The sequence below is a fragment of the Methylocystis sp. genome, assembly GCF_051061225.1.
Classification (GTDB): Bacteria; Pseudomonadota; Alphaproteobacteria; order Rhizobiales; family Beijerinckiaceae; genus Methylocystis.
Map to the genome: position 1 here is coordinate 1 of NZ_JBPFEB010000033.1, position 2,693 is coordinate 2,693.

A 2,693-nucleotide genomic window follows, 5' to 3' on the forward strand; every position below is an offset into this window, starting at 1 on the left:
AAACCGGCCGGATCTTTCGATCCGGCCGGCGTTTATGTCAGCGATCGTTGTTCGATCAGGGCATGTCGCCCGCGACGAACTTCGGAATCACCGGGCCGCCGATTTCAGCCGCGAAGCGCTTGCCGTCCGGCGTGAAGAAGAACAGCAGGCCGCCGATCTGGCTGTCGGTGTCGTAAGCCAGGTCGGACAGACGCTCGATGTCCCAACGCGCGTCCTGGATCTTCACGACGATCTCCTTCGACTCGCCGGGCGCGATCGTGTCGTCGTTCGACAGGCCGCGGTCAGCAAGCAGGTAGTCCGGGAAGTCAGGCTTCGAGGTGAACACGGACGGGTTCAGGAAGCGCAGGCCAGCAGCGGTGTATTCGCCAAGGCGAACCGGCTGCGACGTGCCATTCTTGACCTTCACGTTGATCGTCAGCTCGCGGCCCGGAACCTTGTAGACGCCGCCGTTCAGCTCGGTCGTCACCTGCTCCTTGCCCACTCCAACGGTGCCTTCCGTCTCGATCGGCGTCAGCGGCTTCTGAAGGCCGGCCTGAAGCGGAATCGTGCGCGGGAAGGTCGAGTTGGTCACAGCGTAACCAACGATGGTCGCCAGGATCGTCAGAGCGAGAACGATCGCGCCAATACGACGGTCGTCATCGCCGATCACGTCATCAGGACGGCCCTCGGCAACCTTGATGTAGGAAGCGATGATGCCCTTCCGGATGAACCAGAACAGGATCCAGGCGGCGCCAACCGCCATCCACGGCAGATGCCACGCATAAACGCGGCTGATGCCGTAGTGCTCGAGGTCAATGGTCGAACCGTCGAGGAGCGTCACCGGATCGGTGAAGTCCTTCATGTCGCCCTTGATCTCAATCCACTGGCCGGGGCCAATGATCGGACCGCCGCCCTCAACGTTGATCTGGGCGTGGACGTGCCAACGGCCGGCGCGACGGCCGCGCAGGTTGATCGAGAAGGCGTAATCCTTGCCGATCTCGAGCGAAACCGAACGCGGAGCGAACTGCTCGCCGATGAACTGGGCCGTGCGGACCAGAACCGGGCCGGGCTCGCCGGCGTTAAGGAACGACACGCGCGGATTGGCGACCGCCTGCGGCCACGCCGAGAAGACGTGAACCTTGCCGGACAGAACCATGTCCTCGTTGACGTTGACCGACGTCTTCGACCACTGAACGTCATACCAGTTCAGCGTGCGCATGCGAAGGAACGCCTGCTGCGACTTCTCACCGTGGGCCGAAGCCGGAGCGACAGCCCCGAGCGTCGCAGCCACAGCAGCCGCCGCGCCAATGGCGGCGAGCTTGACTAGCTTTTTCATGAACAAACCTCCCAGGTTCTCCTTCCGGCCGGCGCCTCGCGCGCCAGCCGACTTGTTCATCCGCAACGGGTCAGGCCAAATCGCCGATCCAACCACTCGCCGTCGCGGTCTCTTTTCGAGTTGGGCCACGGTCCGGAAACCGTCGCCAAGCCCGCATCAGATGGTGTCGATGACCTTGGTCGTGGAATACCAGCGACCCATGAACCACCACAGGAAATACACCATCATCGAGACGAAGCCCGAGAAGAACGCCGCAACCGGCACAACGTCCTTACCGAACGTGCGCAGCGTGCCGCGCTCGACCATGCGGATGTATTCCGGCATCGACGTGCGGACGTAGTGGAGGCCGATCAGGTCAGCCAGGGTCATCAGCTGACCATGCTGCTCAGTCGCCTGGTGGAACGCCGCAATCGCCGGCCAGTTGTTCGGGTAGAACAGCAGACCCCAGCCCAGCGAACCGACAACCGCCGTGATCACGTAGGAGCCCGACAGCAGCAGGATCACGTCCAGCCAGATCGCCGGAACGATCAGGGCAGACGGGAACACGAGGCTGATCGGGAAATACGTCCAGCCCCAGAAGTTGACGTAGCGGTTGATCCACTCGCCAATCAGCAGGCCGAGAGCCGCGAAAACCGCGCCGAACGGAAGGCGGAAGTTCACCCACCAGAAAGCCTGGGAGGCGGCGCAGAAGGTCACGCCAAGGATCGGCACGACCGTCGGCCACATACGACGATCCTTCCAGTCAACCCAGAAGTCCCAGTCGCCCGCCGTCAGCATGAAGTGGACGTGATAGCCGCCCAGAACGGCGAAAAACAGCAACACAAGAAGCATCCAGTCCGTCGTCGCGACGCAACCCGCCGCCTCAGCGACGGAGTTGAACGGACCGACCGCCCCCCCGCTTTTCGATTGTGACATCACTCTTCTCCTTGGTGTTTCTCGGACGCCGTCAGGCGCCGAGCTTTCTTTTGCCGCAAGTCCGAAACGATCCCGACCCGGACCCCGCGCCCGAACCCGAAAGCCGTAAAGCTCCCGCATCCGGTTTTCTCTTGCGCAACGCTCAAACGACGCGCCGCGAAACCTTCCCCTATCCCAACCCGGGGTTGACCCCCGGGCCGCGACACAAAACTCCCCTTCACCCGCCTTTCCGGCCAGCGCAGAAACAGTTTCATGTCTGTGGTGTAGCGAAAATCCCGCTCGGACCATCCGCCCGCGCCCCGTGGCGCGGGCGGCCAGTGTCCGAATTACTCGGTCAGGAGGGCGACGCCTTCCTTGCCGACCAGCGCATGGACGCGCATCAGGATCTGCAGCACGACGCCGAACACGCCGAGAGCCATCCAGCCGAAGAACACGAAGCCCCAGTGCAGCGGAGCAACGAACA

General features: G+C 63.0%; 3 protein-coding genes. All 3 read right to left on the reverse strand.

What is annotated here, in order from left to right:
- Positions 1–55 precede the first annotated feature (55 nt).
- Positions 56–1,315 (reverse strand): bacterial ammonia monooxygenase, subunit AmoB, encoded by a 1,260-nt coding sequence (gene amoB, locus ACR652_RS07740; protein WP_434505944.1) that lies wholly within the window; start codon positions 1,313–1,315, stop codon positions 56–58.
- A gap of 156 nt (positions 1,316–1,471) precedes the next feature.
- Entirely contained in the window at positions 1,472–2,230 is a 759-nt protein-coding gene (amoA, locus tag ACR652_RS07745; protein ID WP_434505945.1) for a methane monooxygenase/ammonia monooxygenase subunit A, read from the reverse strand.
- Positions 2,231–2,556: 326 nt separating this feature from the next.
- Positions 2,557–2,693: methane monooxygenase/ammonia monooxygenase subunit C (locus tag ACR652_RS07750; protein ID WP_434504844.1), on the reverse strand; the 137-nt coding region annotated here is incomplete at its 5' end.